At 64.2% G+C, this 16,649-nt stretch carries 16 protein-coding genes; 7 read left to right on the forward strand and 9 right to left on the reverse strand.

The genetic code is table 11. The features are described 5' to 3' along the window. Positions 1 to 60 precede the first annotated feature (60 nt). From P5704_011125 to gap, 4 genes are all read right to left on the reverse strand, one after another. Positions 61 to 1,563, reverse strand: a complete 1,503-nt coding sequence (locus P5704_011125) for a CoA-acylating methylmalonate-semialdehyde dehydrogenase (protein ID WOF80971.1) — start codon at positions 1,561 to 1,563, stop codon at positions 61 to 63. 4 nt (positions 1,564 to 1,567) lie between these two features. Then, positions 1,568 to 2,734 carry an iron-containing alcohol dehydrogenase gene (locus tag P5704_011130; protein ID WOF80972.1) on the reverse strand — a complete coding sequence of 389 codons (1,167 nt, stop codon included), beginning with the start codon at positions 2,732 to 2,734 and terminating at the stop codon, positions 1,568 to 1,570. Positions 2,735 to 2,898: 164 nt separating this feature from the next. Then, positions 2,899 to 3,480, reverse strand: coding sequence for a cyclodeaminase/cyclohydrolase family protein (locus tag P5704_011135; protein ID WOF80973.1), 582 nt, complete (start codon positions 3,478 to 3,480; stop codon positions 2,899 to 2,901). Then, positions 3,480 to 4,490 (reverse strand): type I glyceraldehyde-3-phosphate dehydrogenase, encoded by a 1,011-nt coding sequence (gap, locus tag P5704_011140; GenBank protein ID WOF80974.1) that lies wholly within the window; start codon positions 4,488 to 4,490, stop codon positions 3,480 to 3,482. The genes P5704_011135 and gap overlap by 1 nt, the downstream gene beginning before the upstream one ends. Before the next feature lie 188 nt (positions 4,491 to 4,678). On the opposite strand from gap, the gene P5704_011145 reads away from it, so the two are divergent. The 4 genes from P5704_011145 (at position 4,679) to P5704_011160 (ending at position 9,143) form a co-directional block, all read left to right on the forward strand. Then, a complete protein-coding gene (locus tag P5704_011145; GenBank protein ID WOF80975.1) occupies positions 4,679 to 6,214 on the forward strand; it encodes an alpha-amylase family glycosyl hydrolase in 1,536 nt (511 codons plus the stop codon). 2 nt (positions 6,215 to 6,216) lie between these two features. After that, on the forward strand, positions 6,217 to 7,836 hold the full coding sequence (locus P5704_011150) for an alpha-amylase family protein (GenBank protein WOF80976.1): 1,620 nt from the start codon (positions 6,217 to 6,219) through the stop codon (positions 7,834 to 7,836). Between the two features lie 10 nt (positions 7,837 to 7,846). After that, positions 7,847 to 8,434 (forward strand): DUF1080 domain-containing protein, encoded by a 588-nt coding sequence (locus P5704_011155; GenBank protein ID WOF80977.1) that lies wholly within the window; start codon positions 7,847 to 7,849, stop codon positions 8,432 to 8,434. Between the two features lie 136 nt (positions 8,435 to 8,570). After that, positions 8,571 to 9,143, forward strand: coding sequence for a xanthine phosphoribosyltransferase (locus P5704_011160; protein WOF80978.1), 573 nt, complete (start codon positions 8,571 to 8,573; stop codon positions 9,141 to 9,143). 43 nt (positions 9,144 to 9,186) lie between these two features. Here P5704_011160 and P5704_011165 read toward each other — a convergent pair whose 3' ends face one another. The 5 genes from P5704_011165 to dadA form a co-directional block, all read right to left on the reverse strand. Further along, entirely contained in the window at positions 9,187 to 9,720 is a 534-nt protein-coding gene (locus P5704_011165) for a cupin domain-containing protein (protein ID WOF80979.1), read from the reverse strand. 135 nt (positions 9,721 to 9,855) lie between these two features. Further along, positions 9,856 to 10,281 (reverse strand): c-type cytochrome, encoded by a 426-nt coding sequence (locus P5704_011170; GenBank protein WOF80980.1) that lies wholly within the window; start codon positions 10,279 to 10,281, stop codon positions 9,856 to 9,858. Between the two features lie 161 nt (positions 10,282 to 10,442). Next, a complete protein-coding gene (locus tag P5704_011175) occupies positions 10,443 to 10,991 on the reverse strand; it encodes a cupin domain-containing protein (protein ID WOF80981.1) in 549 nt (182 codons plus the stop codon). 118 nt (positions 10,992 to 11,109) lie between these two features. Further along, positions 11,110 to 11,484: a RidA family protein gene (locus tag P5704_011180; protein WOF80982.1), complete on the reverse strand. Its 375-nt coding sequence runs from the start codon at positions 11,482 to 11,484 to the stop codon at positions 11,110 to 11,112. Next, positions 11,459 to 12,757, reverse strand: coding sequence for a D-amino acid dehydrogenase (gene dadA, locus P5704_011185; GenBank protein ID WOF80983.1), 1,299 nt, complete (start codon positions 12,755 to 12,757; stop codon positions 11,459 to 11,461). The genes P5704_011180 and dadA overlap by 26 nt, the downstream gene beginning before the upstream one ends. Positions 12,758 to 12,903: 146 nt before the next feature. On the opposite strand from dadA, the gene P5704_011190 reads away from it, so the two are divergent. The 3 genes from P5704_011190 to P5704_011200 all read left to right on the forward strand — a co-directional run bounded on the left by P5704_011190 (position 12,904) and on the right by P5704_011200 (position 16,437). Then, entirely contained in the window at positions 12,904 to 13,392 is a 489-nt protein-coding gene (locus tag P5704_011190; GenBank protein WOF80984.1) for an Lrp/AsnC ligand binding domain-containing protein, read from the forward strand. A gap of 127 nt (positions 13,393 to 13,519) precedes the next feature. Continuing rightward, positions 13,520 to 14,830: an FAD-binding oxidoreductase gene (locus P5704_011195; GenBank protein WOF80985.1), complete on the forward strand. Its 1,311-nt coding sequence runs from the start codon at positions 13,520 to 13,522 to the stop codon at positions 14,828 to 14,830. Positions 14,831 to 14,889: 59 nt separating this feature from the next. Beyond that, positions 14,890 to 16,437, forward strand: coding sequence for a phospholipase D family protein (locus P5704_011200; GenBank protein ID WOF80986.1), 1,548 nt, complete (start codon positions 14,890 to 14,892; stop codon positions 16,435 to 16,437). The last annotated feature ends 212 nt before the right edge of the window (positions 16,438 to 16,649 follow it).

A 16,649-nucleotide genomic window follows, 5' to 3' on the forward strand; every position in this document is an offset into this window, starting at 1 on the left:
CCCCGCAGGGCGCCCCGGAGTGTAGCGACCGGCACCGCCAGTGCAACGGTGCCGCGCGGGTCACTTCATGGTCGGCATGGCGAACTCCGCACCGGCGCGGATACCGGTGGGCCAGCGCCGGGTCACGGTCTTCATGCGGGTGAAGAAGCGCACCCCGTCCGGGCCGTGCATGTTCAGCGGGCCGAACACCGAGCGCTTCCAGCCGCCGAAGCAGTGAAAGGCCATCGGCACCGGGATCGGCACGTTGACGCCGACCATGCCGACCTTGACGTTCTCCTCGAACTGCCGCGCGGTATCGCCGTCGCGGGTGAAGATCGAGGTGCCGTTGCCGTATTCGTGATCGTTGATCAGCTGCAACGCCTCGTCGAACGATGCAACCCGCACCACGGCCAGCACCGGGCCGAAGATTTCCTCCTGGTAGATGCGCATGTCCGGAGTGACCCGGTCGAACAACGTCGGGCCGACATAGAAGCCGTTCTCATGGCCCTCGACCTTGATGCCGCGACCGTCGCAGACCAGCGTTGCGCCCTCTTCCACGCCCAGATCGATGTAGCCGCTGACCTTCTGCTGGTGCTCGCGGGTCACCAGCGGGCCCATGTGCGGCTCGGGCTCGACGCCCAGGCCCGGACCGGTGCGCATCTGGCTGATTTCGCCTTTGAGCATTTCGACCAGCTTGTCAGCCACCTCGTCGCCGACACACACCGCGACGGAAATCGCCATGCAGCGCTCGCCCGCCGAGCCGTAGGCCGCGCCCATCAGCGAGCTGACCACCTGCTGCGGATCGGCGTCAGGCATCACCACCATGTGGTTCTTCGCCCCGCCCAGGGCCTGGCAACGCTTGCCGTGGGCCGAGGCGGTGGCATAGATGTATTCGGCGATCGGCGTCGAGCCGACGAAGCTCACCGACTGCACACGCTCATCGGTGAGCAGCACGTCCACCGCTTCCTTGTCGCCGTTGACGATGTTCAGCACGCCGGCCGGCAGCCCGGCTTCGGCCAGCAGCTCGCCGATCAGCATGGTCGCGCTGGGGTCCTTTTCCGAGGGTTTCAAGACGAAGGTATTCCCGCAGGCGATGGCCACCGGCAGCATCCACAGCGGCACCATCGCCGGGAAGTTGAACGGGGTGATGCCGGCGCAGACGCCCAGCGGCTGCATCAGCGAGTTCGAATCGATGTCGCGGCCGACGTTGGAAGAAAACTCGCCCTTGAGCAGGTGCGGGATGCCGCAGGCGAACTCCACCACTTCCAGCCCGCGGGTCACTTCGCCCTGAGCGTCGGAAAAGACCTTGCCGTGCTCGCTGGTGATCAGCCGGGCGACGTCGTCGCGACGTTTTTCGAGCAGTTCCTTGAAACGAAACATGACCCGCGCGCGCACCAGCGGCGGCGTCTTCGACCAGCCGTCGAAGGCGGCCTGGGCAGCGGCGATCGCTTCGCGGGTCTCGTCCGCCGAGGATAGCGAGACATACAGGCGCGGCTCGCCGGTGGCCGGGTTGTAGACGGTGGCGTGGCGCTCGGAGCGGCCGGCGACGGCCTCGTTGTTGATCAGATTGCCGAGGGTCTGCATGGCTTCACTCCTGGTTCCAGACGGTTTCGTAGAGGTCGATGATTTCCGCTTCCGTGGGCACCCGCGGGTTGTTGCCCGGCGAGCCGGAGGCCAGCGCCTGACGCGCCATGGTCTCTCGCAGCTCGAAGAAGCGTTCGCGGGTGATGCCGAACTGTTCCGGGCTCGGCACTTTCAGTTCCTGATTGATTGCGCGCAGTTCGGCGAGCAGTTTGTCGTTGGCCACCTCGACGCTATCGGTCTGCGCGGCGACGCCCATGGCCCGCGCGCAATCGGCGTAGCGCTCGGGCGCCGCGGGAATCGAGAAGGCGGTGATCGCCGGCAGCAGCATGGCGTTGGACAGCCCGTGCGGCACATGGAAGAAGGCGCCGATCGGCCGACTCATGCCGTGCACCAGCGCCACCGAGGCGTTGGAGAAGGCAATCCCGGCCAGGGTCGCGCCAAGCATCATGGCCTCGCGCGCGGCGCGGTTGTCCGGCTCGTGGAAAGCCGCGCGCAGGTTCGGCGCCAGTAGGCGCATGGCCTCCAGCGCCTGGGCATCGCTGTAGAGGCTGGCCTTGCGACTGACATAGGCTTCGATGGCGTGGGTCAGCGCGTCGATGCCGGTGTCGGCGGTGACCCGCGGCGGCAGCGAGAGGGTCAGCTCGTAATCGATCAGCGCGGCGATGGGCATGAAGCCGAGGCCCGCGCAGAGCATTTTCTCGTCGCTGGTCTCGTCGGTGATGATGGTGAAGCGCGTCGCCTCCGAGCCGGTGCCGGCGGTGGTGGGAATGGCGATCAGCGGCAGGCCGGCTTCGCTGACGTCGCGTGGGAAGCGGTAGTCGCGCATCTCGCCGCCGAACTTGCCGAGGATACCTATTGCCTTGGCCGAATCGATCGGGCTGCCGCCGCCGAGGGCGACGATGGAGTCGAAGTCGCCCTGGCGGACCATCTCGACGCCGGCGCGGATCGACGCGGCGGTGGGTTCGGGCAGGGTATCGGCGAAACACTGGCTGGCGATGCCGGCCTCTTCCAGTTGCCCGGCGATGCGCGCGACATAGCCGAGCTCGACCATCATGCGGTCGGTGACGATCAGCGGGCGATTGCAGCCCAGCTCCTGCAACACGCGGGCGAGTTGCTGGCTGGCGCCGGCGCCGACTTCCATCAGGCGCGGCAGAACGATGCGATGAGTCATGGGCACTCTCCGAAAATGGACTGCCTGAAGACCTGGCAGCTTCTTATTTTGAGACTTTATGTCTCACTATGCATTGGAGATTAGGTAGTGCAGGCAGCCGCCGTCAACCTGAAACGAGACCTTTCGTCTCAGGGGGTACAGGCTGTGCTTATTGGGAAACAGGATCAGCGGGCGCGCAGACGATCGCGAAGTTGAGTCGATTGCTGACGAAGGCGATCACGTGCGGAAAGCACACCGGTCCGCGCCTGGGCATCCAGGCCCTGCATGTCAGCCTCGACATTGAGCAGCACGGCATCGACGCAGGCACTCAGCAACGGCACCGCCGCCTCGACATCACAGCGCAGCGACGACTCGACCATCGGCAAGGCGCGCTCGGCGATGCCCAGCGCCTCGACGCAGGCATGCGCCGTCGCCAGCGGCACCGCACAGGCCTGCCGCGACAGGTCAGGCGCCCGGCCCTCGTCGTCCTTCAGGTATTCGGCAAAGACCGCCACGTCGTCAGCGGCGAAGGCACCGGGACGACCCAGCAGCGAGCGAGCTTCGACCAGCAGCGCGCCACAGCAAGCATCGCCATGTGCGGCGCTGACTCGCAGCGCCTTGACGATCAGCGCCACAGCGAGATCGGCACTGACCGCGGTTACCGCACCGCAACCGGGCAGCGCGCGCTCGGCCACGGCGTGGCGAAACTGCGCAAGGCTCAGCTGCCAGAGCCCCTGCCCCGCGCCCGGCCGGTCGGCTTCGTCCATCAGGCCGGCTTGGCTCCGTCCCAGTGCAGCAGCACATCGAGCATGCGGTTGGAGAAGCCCCATTCGTTGTCGTACCAGGCCATCACCTTGACCAGCTCACCCTGCACGCGGGTCTGGCTGAGGTCGGCGACGCAGGAAGCCGGATAGCCGTTGAAGTCGCAGGAGACCAGCGCTTCCTCGTTGCACTCCATGACACCGGCCGGCATCTTTTGCGCACCTTCGCGCAGGATCTGATTGATCGCCTCGACGCTGTCCGGCGCGTTCTCAGCGATGAAGGTCAGGTCGACCAGCGAGACGTTCGGCGTCGGCACCCGCACCGAGAGGCCGTCCAGACGCCCGGCCAGCTCCGGCAGCACCAGGCCGATAGCCTTGGCCGCACCGGTGGTGGACGGAATCATCGACAACGCCGCGGCGCGCGCGCGGTAGAGATCGCTGTGCGCCTTGTCCAGCAGGTTCTGGTCGTTGGTGTAGGAATGCACAGTGTTGAGCAGGCCCTGACGAATGCCGACTGCCTCGTGCAGCACCTTGGCCAGCGGCGCCAGGCAATTGGTGGTGCAGGAGGCATTGGAGACGACGCGCTGATCGCCGAGCAGCTGGTGGTTCACGCCGTAGACCACGGTCAGGTCGCCGCCATCCAGCGGGTGCGAGGCGAATACCCGACCTGCGCCCGCCTGTAGATGCTGCTCGATCAGCGCACGTTTCTTGAACTTGCCGGTGCACTCCAGCACCACATCCACGCCCAACTCCTTCCACGGCAGCTGGGTTGCATCGCGCTCGGCCAGCAGGCGGATCGCTTGGCCGCGCACCACCATTGACTCACCGTCCAGTTCCACCGGTTCGGGAAAGCGACCGAAGGTCGAATCGAAGCGCGTCAGATGCACCAGCGTTTTGTGGTCGCTGAGATCGTTGATGGCAACGACCTGTACCCGATCCTGCAATCCACGCTCGAACAGCGCTCGTACGACGGCGCGACCAATACGTCCATACCCATTGATGGCAATACGCAGCATGGCAAATCTCCTCGGAGGGGGTTGAAAGTCAGTAGTTAGCTTAGGCGGAGTATCCACCCTTGCGTTCATCGCCGAACGACCAGGATCAATTAAGTGGCGAACCCATGTGCCGTTGGCCAGTCGTAAACCTGACGAGGCGGCGGTGCAGGGCCGGCCGCGACCTGAGGCAAATCAGGGGGTGCGTAGCAATGAGCGAGACAACCCGAACACCGTGGTGGATGGGCGCGACCGTTTATCAGATCTACCCGCGATCCTTCGCCGACAGCAACGGCGACGGCATTGGCGACCTCAATGGCGTGCTGCGCCACCTCGATCATCTGCAGCAGCTGGGCGTCGATGCCCTCTGGCTATCGCCGATTTTTTGCTCACCGATGGCCGACGCCGGCTACGACATCAGCGACTATTGCGATATCGATCCGCTGTTCGGTTCGCTGGACGATATCGACCGGCTGATCACCGAAGCCCATGCGCGCGATATCCGTGTGCTGCTGGACTTCGTGCCCAATCACACCTCGGATGAGCATCCCTGGTTCGTCGAGTCGCGCAGTTCGCGGGACAGCCCCAAGCGCGACTGGTACATCTGGCGTGACCAGCCGAACAACTGGCGCGCCGCGCTGGGTGCCGGCAGCGCCTGGACGTGGGACGAGCACACCCAGCAGTACTACCTGCACCTGTTCCTGGCCAAGCAGCCGGACCTCAACTGGCGCAACCCCGAGGTGGTCGAGGCCATGCACGACGTGCTGCGCTTCTGGCTCGACCGCGGCGTGGACGGCTTTCGTATCGACGTCATTCATTGCACCGGCAAGGACCCGAGCTTCGCCGACGACCCGCGCTGCGGGGCTGGCCAGCCGCTGTCGGACTTCAACGATCAGCCTTACAGCCACGAAGTCCTGCGCGGCCTGCGCAAGTTGGTCGACAGCTATCCCGGTAATCGCATGCTGGTGGGCGAGGTGAACATCCGCTCCACCGAACGCGTGCTGCAGTACTACGGCGCCGGCGACGAGCTGCACCTGGCCTTCAACTTCAATCCGCTCGATGCGCCCTGGGACCCGGTGCTGTTTCGCACCTGCATCCGCGAGGTCGAACACTGGCTGCAACCCGCTGGCGCCTGGCCGACCTGGGTGCTGTCCAATCACGACAACGTGCGCCAGCGCAGCCGTTACCAGGGCTCCGAGCGCGCCTCACGGGCGGCTGCGGTAATGCTGCTCACCCTGCGCGGTACGCCGTTCATCTATCAGGGTGAGGAATTGGGGCTGGAAGACGCGGTTATTACCGCCGAAACCCGAACCGATCCGGGCGGCCGCGATGGTTGTCGCGCCCCGATTCCATGGCAGGCCCAACCGCCACATGGCTGGCAAGGTGCAGAACCCTGGCTGCCCTTCCCGCCTGACGCCAACGAGCTGGCAGCCGAGCGGCAGACTGGTGAAGCGAACTCCATGTTCGCGCTCTACCAGCGCCTGCTGGCCGCTCGCAAAGCCAGCCCGGCGCTGCATCACGGCGATTTCGAAGAACTGGCCTCACACCCCGAAGTGCTTGCCTACCGCCGGCACTTGGGCGGCGATCAGCGACTGGTCTGCATCAACTTCTCCGACCAGCCCCACGCCCACCCGCACGCCGGAGAATGGCACCTCGAGATCGCCAGTGACGGCGTCGGTGAAGGCGCTCCCTACAACGGCACCCTTAACCCAGAGCAGGCCGTCGTGCTGCGCCCAACGGAGAACTGAGCATGCGTCCACTCTGGTACCGCAACGCGGCGATCTATCAGATCGATCCCACCCTGTTTCGTGACAGTAATGGAGACGGCTGCGGCGATCTGCGCGGCATCACCGAGCGCCTCGACTACATTCGCGGCCTCGGCTGCACGGCCGTATGGCTGATGCCGTTCTATCAATCGCCATTCGACGACGCAGGCTACGACATCACTGACCATCTGCAGGTGGACAAACGCTTCGGTGATCTGGCCGACATCGTCGCGCTGCTGGAAAAGGCCGAAGAGCTGGGCCTGCACGTCATTATCGAAATGGTAGTGCAGCACACGTCCATCCAGCACAAATGGTTTCAGGAGGCGCGCCGTGACCGCGAGTCGCCCTATCGCGACTACTACATATGGGCCGACGAACCCGACGACTTCATGGAGCCGATTTTCCCGACGGTCGAAGACAGCATCTGGACTTGGGACGAGGAAGCCGGCCAGTACTACCGCCACCTGTTCTACAAGCACGAGCCGGATCTTGACCTGACCAACCCGAAGGTCATCCACGAGATCGAGCGGATCATGTCGTTCTGGCTGCGTCTGGGTGTCTCCGGTTTCCGCATCGACGCCGCGGTGCACATGGTGCGCCAGGCCGGCGGCGGCGAACTGGAAAAGGGCTACTGGCTACTCGAACACATGCGCGACTTCGTGACCATGCGCCGGCCCGAGACCGTGCTGCTCGGTGAGATCGACACTGATCCGGAAAAATACGTCGAATACTTCGGCGACGAAGCGGACCGCGTCACCCTGCTGCTGGATTTCTGGACCAACAACCACCTGTTCCTGGCCCTGGCACGGCAGCAGGCCGAGCCACTGGTGCGCGCACTGAACAGCCAGCCGCTGCCGCCCAGCCATTCGCAATACGCGCTATGGATCCGCAACCACGACGAGCTGAGCCTCGACCGGCTGGAAGAGGATGAGCGCAAGGAAGTGATGGACACCTTCGCCCCTGACGAGAACATGCGCGCCTACGATCGCGGCATTCGCCGGCGGCTCGCGCCGATGCTCGACGGCGACGAGCGACGCATCGCGGCCACTCATGCGTTGCTGTTCTCGCTGCCCGGCACGCCGATCATCCGCTACGGCGAGGAAATCGGCATGGGCGATGACCTCGACCGCCCCGAGCGACTGGCCGTACGCACGCCCATGCAGTGGTCCAACGAACCCAACGCCGGCTTTTCCTGCACCAAAGGTGAACTGGCCGCACCGGTGATCGACGAAGGCCCGTTCTCGTACGAGAAGATCAACGTGTTCGCACAAACCCTGCGCAGCGACTCGCTGATGGCGCGCACCGGCAACATGATCCGCACGCGCATAGGCCTGCGCGAGATCGGCATCGGCAAGCGCACAACGGTCGAGGTGAACGACCCCGCCGTCTTTGCCATCCGCCACGACAACGGCTCGACGGTGCTGATGCTGGTCAATCTTGCCGACAAGGAAACCACCGTCGAGATCACCGCGGACGACCTTCAGGACATGGTCGATGTGCTCGCCGACTGCGATTACGGGCAGCCGGAAGGTTCGCCGCTGAGGATTCGCCTCGGGCCCTACGGCTATCGCTGGTTGCGGCGCAAGCAGCAACTGTTCGGATGAGGAGCGGCTGATGAATCTCGACGCAGCACAATGGCACGCCTGGCATGGCGCAACCTTTCCCGACGAAAGCTGGTACCGCGACGACGATGAACAGCTGTGTGCCATTGTCGGCGCCCCCCGGGTCGACCTGGTCTCGCGCGAGCGCTATGGCGATTTCATCCTGCAGTTCGAGTTCGCCCTACCGGTCGGCGGCAATTCCGGGGTCTTCTACCGCGTCGACGAAAGCGCCGGCCTCGCCTGGCACAGCGGGCCGGAAATGCAGCTGCTGGATGATGCCGTTCACCCCGACGGCGAAGAACCAACCACCCGCAACGGTGCCCTGTATGGCCTGCTCGCGCCCGAACAGGAAACCCGGATCGAACCCGGCAGCTTCATGCACGCAGCGCTTGTCGTGCGCCAGGGCACGGTCGAGCACTGGCTGGGCAATCGTATGGTGCTGAGTTATCGCCTGGACGACCCGGCCCTGCACACGCTGATCGAGTCCAGCAAATTCGCCGACAAGCCGCTGTTCGCCAAGGCGCCAGCCGGGCATATCGTCCTGCAGCACCACGGCGAGGCGGTGCGCTTTCGCCGCCTGTCGATCGAAGCGCTGGGCTGAACGTCGGCCTTGGATCGGCACGCCGAATTGAGCGAGAATGCGCGGCTTTTCCAGGCTGCGAAACGCAGTGACGGCAGAAGCGCTCCGGCGCCAAGCGTCAGGCAAGCCGCGGCCGCCCACGCTTGAGGTAGCGTTCGTGGAACAGCTGAAAGATAAGATTCGCAGTCAGGGCATCGTGCTTTCCGACCGGGTACTCAAGGTCGACGCGTTCCTCAACCACCAGATCGATCCCGTGCTGATGCAGGCCATCGGGCAGGAATTCGCCCGTCTGTTCCGCGATGCCGGCGTCACCAAGATCGTCACCATCGAAGCCTCCGGCATTGCGCCGGCCGTCATGGCCGGCCTGGAGCTGGGCGTGCCGGTGATCTTCGCCCGCAAGCACCAGTCGCTGACGCTGCAGGACAACCTGCTAACCGCCACGGTCTATTCGTTCACCAAGCAGGTGGAAAGCACCATCGCCGTGTCCACCCAGCACCTGTCCTCGAACGACCGCGTGCTGATCATCGACGACTTCCTCGCCAACGGCAAAGCCGCCAAGGGCCTGATCTCGATCATCAACCAGGCCGGCGCGAGCATCGCCGGCCTTGGCATCGTCATCGAAAAGGCCTTCCAGGCCGGTCGTCAGGAGCTGGAAGAAGCCGGTTACCGCGTCGAGTCCCTGGCCCGTGTCGCCTCGCTGGCTGATGGCCAGGTTCAGTTCATTGACTGAGTGCAGTTCATAGTCCGGGCGCAGCTCAAAAGCTGAACCCGGCTCAACCGGCCGGCGGCGCCTCTGCGCGCCATAGCGCCACCAGCGCACCCTGCGTGCCTGCCAGCGGATCGCTGATGGGCACGCCGACTTGGGCAATTCGCTCACGCGCCTGATCATGGGTGGCCGCGTCAGGCCGCTGCATGTCGTACTGCTGGCCGACCGGATAACCCGCCACCACCTGAAAATCTGTGCTGGCCTCGAGCGCGCAATGCCCCGTCCCGGCCGGTAGCACCAGCGCGTCGCCCGCCTTCAGCTCGACCTCCTGACCGTTATCGCCACCCAACATGACCCGCGCCCAGCCGCTGGCCACGCCGAGCGCTTCGTGGGCGGTGGAATGGTAGTGATGGTAGTCGTAAACCGTCCCACGCCAGGCAGACGGCCACAGATGGCTGTCGAACAGTCGCTCGAAGGCTTCCGCGGGGCTTGTCCCGGCCAATGGCAGCTGGCGGTAGATCAGCACCGGATGCGGGCTGTTGGGCGTGCGCCCGTCACTGGCCAGGTGCAGCTGTTCGGGTTGTGGTGCGGAACTGGGCATGCGGGGCTCCTCTGTCGTCACGGGAATCCGACCGGTAGGCCGTATCGAATTCGACTCGAGAGCTGCCTGCTTTGCTCACCGCAGAAACGACAAAGCCGCCCGGAGGCGGCTTTGCTGGTGACGCCTGGCGCTCGATCAGAGGCCGGACATGTGCTGGATGGCGGCCTTCAGCTCGTCATCGGAGCAGTCGCCACAGGTGCCCTTCGGCGGCATGGCATTGATACCGCTGATGGCGTGCTTGAGCAGGCCGTCCAGACCACCGGCAGCATCGGCACGGGCCGTCCAGGCTGCACTGTCACCGGTCTTCGGCGCGTTCAGCAGGCCGGAGCCGTGGCAGGCAGTGCAGAACTTGCCGTACACGTCGGAACCGCTACGGGCGGCACCACCGGCGGCTGCGGCAGCGCCGGCACCAGCGGCTGCGCACTCTTCACCTTGAATACATACTTCGCCCACCGGCTTGAGGCGCTCGGCGATTGCTTCGTCGGTCGCAGCCTTAGCGCTCATTGCCCACAGGGCCAATACGGCAGTCTGTGCTACCAGGATCTTCTTAATCAGGTTCACCTTACACCCTCATTGTGGCTAGACACGCCCGCGGCCACGGTATCGCGAGCGGCGGTCAGTATAACGGCAAGCCATGCCGGCTGAAACAATACGAAAGGCCCGGCGTTTCTCCGCGACGCTTTGTCGCATCGCAACTTTCGGATGAATCAAGACCGATGCGGTTAAAAGTTCGCCGGCGTCGTCGCGCTGATCAACCGTGCCGGCGCGTCGTACGGATTACGGAAACGATGCGGCTTGCTGCTCTCGAAGTAGTAGCTATCGCCGCTCTCCAGCACGTACACCTGACCGTTCACGGTCAGCTCCAGACGGCCTTCGACCAGCATCCCGGCCTCCTCGCCCTGGTGCGAGAGCATGTCCATTCCAGTATCGGAGCCCGGCGGATAGGTCTCGTCGAGAAAGGCGATGGCTCGTCCCGGATGCGCCTTGCCCACCAGTTTCATGCTCACCGCGCCGTCGGATATATCGATCAACTCGCCGGCCTTGTAGACCACCTGGGTGTCGCTGTCCTGCTCGAAGTCGGGGGAAAAGAACTCCACCAGCGACATGGGAATCCCACTCAGCACCTTCTTCAGCGAACTGATCGAGGGGCTGACGCTGTTCTTTTCGATCATGGAAATGGTGCTGTTGGTAACGCCGGCACGCTTGGCGAGTTCACGCTGGGACAGACCCTTGAGCTTGCGGATGGTTTGCAGTCGAACGCCAACGTCCAATACGGGAGCCCCCTTTCAAGAGCGATGCGAAGAGGGAGCTATCATGGCAATGGCGTTCAGAATTTACAACACTGGCTCCAGACGAGCCGTCGCCCGGCACACGTGGCTCTCCCAAGAGTCAGAGGACCGGGCCGGCGAGATCCGGCATGGCAGCGACGACGGTGATCTCGACCCGCACATCCGGCGAATACATCAGGGCCTGAACAGTGGTCCGTGCCGGCGCCGTGCCCGGTGTGATCCATGCATCCCACACCTCGTTCATACCGGCGTAATCGGCGGCGATGTCCTTCAGGTGAATGGTTGCCGAAAGCAGGCGCGTCTTGCTGGTACCCGCCTCGTCCAGCAAGCGTTCGATGCTCGACAGCGTTTCGCGGGTCTGCTCGCGGATATCACCGGTCAGGTCATCGGCCAGTTGCCCGGAGAGATACACCGCGCCGTTGTGGATCACCGCTTCGCTATAGCGGGTTTCAGTGTGCAGCCGCCGGATGGGCATGTTTACGGGTCTCCTTGTGCTTGCCGTAACGGAAGATATCCAGTCCCTCGGTGCTGATCTGCGGACGCTTGGACGCCAGCAGGTCAGCGAGCACACGGCCGGAGCCGCACGCCATGGTCCAACCAAGGGTGCCATGGCCGGTATTGAGGAACAGGTTGCGATAGGGTGTCGCGCCGATGATCGGTGTGCCATCTGGCGTGGCCGGTCGCAGGCCGGTCCAGAATACCGCGTCAGACGGATCGCCGCCCTGCGGATAGAGGTCGCCCACCACCATTTCCAGGGTTTCCCGCCGGCGCGGGTTGAGCGACAGATCGTGCCCGGCGATCTCCGCCATGCCACCGACACGGATGCGCTGATCGAAGCGGGTGATGGCGACCTTGTAGGTTTCATCGAGCACGGTCGACTGCGGTGCCATCGCCGGATCGCTTATCGGTACGGTCAGCGAATAACCCTTGAGCGGGTAGACCGGTGCACGAATGCCCAGCGGCTTGAGCATCTGCGGGCTGTAGCTGCCGAGCGCCAGCACGTAGCGATCGGCCGTCTCCAGCTTGCCGTCGATCCTCACACCGGCCAGCCGGTCGCCGGCGTAGTCGAGGCGTTGAATATTCTGTTCGAAACGGAACTCGACCCCGAGCGCCACGGCCATTTCCGCCAGACGCGCGGTGAACATCTGGCAGTCGCCGGTCTGGTCATTGGGCAGCCGCAGCGCACCGCTGAGCTTGTGCGAAACCTTTGCCAGGGCCGGTTCGACCCGTGCAATGCCGGCGCGATCGAGCAGCTCGTAGGGCACCCCGGAGCGCTGCAGCACAGCGATGTCCTTGGCGGCGGCATCAAGCTGCGCCTGGGTGCGGAACAGCTGCGTGGTGCCGAGCTGACGACCTTCATAGGCGATGCCGGTTTCCGCGCGCAGCTCATCGAGGCAGTCACGGCTGTACTCGGACAGCCGCACCATGCGTTCCTTGTTCACCGCATAGCGCGCAGCCGTGCAGTTGCGCAACATCTGCGCCATCCACAGGTACTGGTCGACGTCACCGGTAAGCTTGATCGCCAGCGGCGCATGGCGCTGCAACAGCCACTTCATCGCCTTCAGCGGGATGCCAGGTGCCGCCCACGGCGAAGCATAGCCGGGCGAGACCTGCCCGGCATTGGCGAAGCTGGTCTCCATCGCCACCGCCGGCTGCCGGTCGACCACCACCACTTCGAAACCGGCCCGCGCCAGATAATAGGCGCTGGCAGTGCCGACCACGCCGCTACCCAATACCAGTACACGCATTGCAGCCTCCCACCCGCTCGAACGGGCTTTTCCGGATCACTATTGAAACGGAGTATAAAAATGCTCAAGCAGTGTTATTCACCATATAAAAAGCTATCTTTGGCCATTATTCACGCCATCGGCGCTTTATTTGGAGGGTATATCCCTTGAGAACCCGGCACCAGACACGTCGCGAACTTGACAAGATCGACCGCCACATCCTGCGCATCCTCCAAGCCGAAGGGCGCCTGCCCTTCACCGAGCTGGGCGAGCGCGTCGGCCTGTCGACCACGCCCTGCACCGAGCGCGTCCGGCGCCTGGAGCGCGAAGGCATCATCATGGGCTACTCGGCGCGGCTGAACCCACAGCATCTGAAGGCGGGGCTACTGGTATTCGTCGAGATCAGCCTGGCGTACAAGTCCGGCGACATCTTCGAGGAGTTCCGCCGCGCCGTGCTCAAGCTGCCCCACGTGCTCGAATGCCACCTGGTGTCCGGCGACTTCGATTACCTGGTCAAGGCGCGGATTTCGGAGATGGCCTCCTACCGAAAATTGCTCGGCGACATCCTGCTGAAGCTGCCCCACGTGCGCGAATCGAAGAGCTATATCGTGATGGAAGAGATCAAGGAATCCCTCGACCTGCCAGTCCCGGACTAGAGCCGATGACGGCCAGTTCTGCGGCCTCGTCGGGCAGCCTGCGAGGCACCGCTGGTCATGCCTGGCTTTGCTCCGCGGCCTCGCTCCGGTCTACCCTAGGCGCATGCAGACCTCTCATGACACCTTGATGAATCACCGCGCATCCGCGCCGAACGGCGCCGTACATGCACCCTCCTACTATGCCGCGAGCGTCAATCGCGAACTGGCCTTCGAGCCGTTGCAGGGCGAGCAGCGGGCCGACGTATGCGTCGTCGGCGGTGGGTTCTCCGGCCTCAACACGGCCATCGAACTGGCCGAGCGGGGCCTCAGCGTGATCCTGCTGGAAGCGCACCGAATCGGCTGGGGCGCCAGCGGGCGCAACGGCGGGCAACTGATCCGCGGCGTCGGCCATGACGTCGAGCAGTTCAGCAAGATCATCGGCGAAGAAGGCGTCGATGAACTCAAGCGCATGGGCTTCGAAGCCGTCGACATCGTCCGTCAGCGCATCGAGCGCTACGCCATTGACTGCGACCTGACCTGGGGCTATTGCGACCTGGCGACCAAGCCACGGCATCTGAAAGGCTTCGACGAGGAGTACTCCGACCTGCTGCGCCTCGGCTATCCGCATCCTCTGCAGCGCGTGTCGCGTCCCAACCTGGTCACGGTGGTGGGTTCGCAGCGTTACCTAGGCGGCCTGCTGGACATGGGCTCGGGCCACCTGCACCCGCTGAATCTGGCACTCGGCGAGGCGGCGGCGGCGCAGTCGCTGGGCGTGCGGCTGTTCGAGCAGTCGGCGGTCGAGCGCATCGAGTACGGCCCGCAAGCCAAGGTGCATACGGCTCAGGGCGTGGTGCACGCGGACAACCTGGTGCTGGCCTGCAATGCCTACCTCAACGGCCTGCAACCGAAGCTCGCCGGCAAGGTGCTGCCGGCCGGCAGCTACATCATCGCCACCGAGCGCCTGCCTGAGCCGCTCTGCCGCGAGCTGTTGCCGCAGAACATGGCGGTCTGCGATCAGCGCGTGGCGCTCGATTACTTCCGTCTCAGCGCCGATGGCCGTCTGCTGTTCGGCGGCGCCTGTCACTATTCCGGCCGTGACCCACAGGACATCGCCGCCTACATGCAGCCGAAGATGCTCGAGGTATTTCCGCAGCTGGTCGGCATCAGCATCGACTATCAGTGGGGCGGGATGATCGGCATCGGCGCCAACCGGCTGCCGCAGATCGGTCGCCTGGCCGACCATCCCAACGTGTTCTACGCCCAGGCCTATTCCGGCCACGGGCTGAATGCCACGCACCTGGCCGGTCGCCTGCTTGCCGAAGCCATTGCCGGCCAGCAAAGCAGCGGCTTCGATCTGTTCGCCAAAGTGCCGCATCCGACCTTCCCCGGCGGACCGGCACTGCGCTCGCCACTGCTGGCGTTGGGCATGCTCTGGTATCGACTAAAGGACCGATTCTGAATTTTCGGACGAAGCGCAACGTCCAAGCATGAATGAAAGGATGCATACCCGGAGAAACCTTGCGCACTTACCTGACGCTCCTGCTGCTACTGCTGCTGGCCGGTTGTGCCAGCCACCCCACGCCAACCGAGTCCTATTCCGTGGCACCGGACGCGTCGCCGCTTGGCCGGCGCATCCAGCAGCTCGCCACCGAACACGCGTACGGCCACTCGGGTTTTCGCCTGCTACCGGAGAGCACCGAAGCCTTCGCCGCACGCACCGAGATGATCCGCGCGGCGCAGGTCAGCCTCGATATCCAGTACTACATCGTCCATGACGGCCTCACCACACGCGCGCTGATCGACGAAGTGCTGCAAGCCGCCGACCGCGGCGTGCGCGTGCGGCTGCTGCTGGATGACACCACCAGCCATGGCGAGGACTACCGCATCGGCACTCTGGCCGCGCACCCCAACATTCAGATCCGCGTCTTCAACCCGCTTCACCTCGGCCGCAGCAACGCCATCACCCGATCCATGGGACGCCTATTGCACCTTTCGCTGCAGCATCGACGCATGCACAACAAGCTGATGCTGGTCGATGGCAGCCTGGCCGTCGTCGGCGGACGCAACCTCGGCGACGAGTACTTCGAGGCCGACCAGGCGATGAACTTCACCGACATTGATCTGCTTGGCGCCGGTCCGGTCGCCGAGCAGCTCGGCAAGAGTTTCGACCGCTACTGGAACAACCAGCTGAGCGTGCCTATCCAGCATTTTCTCTGGTGGCAACCGAAACCGCGCCAGCTGGACAAGGCGCGCCAGCAGCTGAGCGACTATCTGCAGCAGGCCAAACAGGAAAACAGCGAGCAGTACCAGCGCCTGATGCAGTACAAGCAGCGCCCGCAATTGCAGCAGTGGCTGGACGAACTGATCTGGGCACCTGGCAGGGCGATGTGGGACGCGCCGGAAAAACTGCTCGCCGAAGGTGTACCGGCGGCATCGCTGCTGCTGACCACGCAACTTGCACCGACCATGCAGGCCGTGAGCAGCGAGCTGACACTGGTTTCGGCCTACTTCGTGCCGACCGATAGCGGCGTGGAATACCTGGCCGATCGCACCGGCGCAGGCGTGACGGTGCGCATTCTCACCAACTCACTGGAGGCCACCGACGTGCCGGCCGCCCATGGTGGCTATGCACCCTACCGCGAGACCATGCTGGAACTCGGCGTGCGCCTGTTCGAACTGCGACGGCAGCCGGAGCAGGAAGCCTCTTACAGTTTTCTCGGGGAGTCGGAATCCAGCCTGCATAGCAAGGCAGCGGTATTCGACCAGCAGAAGGTTTTCATCGGCTCGCTGAATTTCGATCCGCGCTCGGTACTGTGGAATACCGAGGTGGGGATTCTGGTGGAAAGCCACGAACTGGCCCGCGAGGTCCACCGCCTCATACTGGAGGGCATGTCGCCAGCACTGAGCTACGAGGTACGGCTGGTGGAGCGCGATGGCCGCAAGCAACTGACGTGGATCGCCGAGGATGGCGGCCAGCTACGCACGATCGAAAAGGAACCTGGCGGGCTCTGGCGACGTTTCAACGCCTGGTTCGCCGACGTCATCGGCCTCGAGAAGATGCTTTAGTGGCCTGTTTGCTAAGTCCAGTTGGTCAATTTCGCTGCCCATGGCCCGATATCGCGTCGCTGCTCCTTGCCTGAGCCCGGCTATGACTCGTCACAAAGCCTTCGCGGAGCAATATTCAGCCGAACTTGCCTCAACCAACTCACCGCACAGGCCACAAGGTTCGCGACAAGCTGCCGCACGATGTCGTCCGTTCGGCTACAAGCCGTGACAAA

Source organism: Pseudomonas sp. FeN3W (assembly GCA_030263805.2).
GTDB lineage: Bacteria > Pseudomonadota > Gammaproteobacteria > Pseudomonadales > Pseudomonadaceae > Stutzerimonas > Stutzerimonas stutzeri_G.

Excerpts from the sequence above, each read along its gene's own strand:
- P5704_011125 (WOF80971.1), bottom strand. The coding sequence starts at position 1,563 with ATGCAGACCCTCGGCAATCTGATCAACAACGAGGCCGTCGCCGGCCGC.
- P5704_011130 (WOF80972.1), bottom strand. The coding sequence starts at position 2,734 with ATGACTCATCGCATCGTTCTGCCGCGCCTGATGGAAGTCGGCGCCGGC.
- P5704_011135 (WOF80973.1), bottom strand. The coding sequence starts at position 3,480 with ATGGACGAAGCCGACCGGCCGGGCGCGGGGCAGGGGCTCTGGCAGCTG.
- gap (WOF80974.1), bottom strand. The coding sequence starts at position 4,490 with ATGCTGCGTATTGCCATCAATGGGTATGGACGTATTGGTCGCGCCGTC.
- P5704_011145 (WOF80975.1), top strand. The coding sequence starts at position 4,679 with ATGAGCGAGACAACCCGAACACCGTGGTGGATGGGCGCGACCGTTTAT.
- P5704_011150 (WOF80976.1), top strand. The coding sequence starts at position 6,217 with ATGCGTCCACTCTGGTACCGCAACGCGGCGATCTATCAGATCGATCCC.
- P5704_011155 (WOF80977.1), top strand. The coding sequence starts at position 7,847 with ATGAATCTCGACGCAGCACAATGGCACGCCTGGCATGGCGCAACCTTT.
- P5704_011165 (WOF80979.1), bottom strand. The coding sequence starts at position 9,720 with ATGCCCAGTTCCGCACCACAACCCGAACAGCTGCACCTGGCCAGTGAC.
- P5704_011180 (WOF80982.1), bottom strand. The coding sequence starts at position 11,484 with ATGCCCATCCGGCGGCTGCACACTGAAACCCGCTATAGCGAAGCGGTG.
- dadA (WOF80983.1), bottom strand. The coding sequence starts at position 12,757 with ATGCGTGTACTGGTATTGGGTAGCGGCGTGGTCGGCACTGCCAGCGCC.
- P5704_011195 (WOF80985.1), top strand. The coding sequence starts at position 13,520 with ATGAATCACCGCGCATCCGCGCCGAACGGCGCCGTACATGCACCCTCC.